1 protein-coding gene is annotated in these 664 nt (G+C 67.8%); it reads left to right on the top strand.

What is annotated here, in order from left to right:
- Positions 1 to 352 precede the first annotated feature (352 nt).
- The coding region (locus KUM32_RS37875; RefSeq protein ID WP_217146361.1) for an aminotransferase class I/II-fold pyridoxal phosphate-dependent enzyme at positions 353 to 664 on the top strand (312 nt) is incomplete at its 3' end.

Raw genomic sequence — 664 nt, 5'->3', positions numbered from 1 at the left:
GGATTACGCCATGCTGGGCGGACGACCAGCGGCGCCGGCCCGGTCGGTCCCGGTGGGTGGACCGCGGCAGTGGGACATCCGACACGGGGTGTACAGGACGGCGTGTGGAAGCTTGAATACGGAGTGAAGCCGCCCGTGCACGCCAGGTGTGGGCGGCGCGTGCGAGGGGTCGCACCGGGTCGGGGAAGCCCCTGGTGACTGGCAAGATCTTGCCGTATCGCCGGCCTGGGCACCTGTGTATGACAGGTTTGCCGACGGGGCGCCCAGCTCGGGCCGGCTGGCCAGGAATGACTGCTACCGGCAAGTTCTTGTCCGTAGCGACGTCACAGAACCGCTCCATAGCGTCACTCCCATGGTGTCCACGCTTACCGATGCTCCCGCCGCGCCGGTTCCGTTCTTCACTCAGGCGGAGTCCTTCAAGGAGCTATGGCCGCTCATCACCCGACATACGGATGATGTGTTCGACCGGGGCAAGTTCTCCCACGGCCGCAAGGTGGCGGAGCTTGAGCGGGCCATCGCCGACTACACAGGTGCCGCACGGGCCATCGCGGTCAACAGCGGCACCGACGCCCTGGTGATCCTGCTCCGCGCCGCCGGCATCGAGCCCGGCGACGAGGTCATCGTCCCGGCCTTCTCCTTCTTCGCCTCGGCCTCGGCCGTCAGC

The sequence above is a fragment of the Streptomyces sp. AC627_RSS907 genome, from assembly GCF_019049165.1.
Note: the sequence above shows the minus strand (reverse complement) of the source record. Positions and strands in the feature narration are given on the sequence as shown.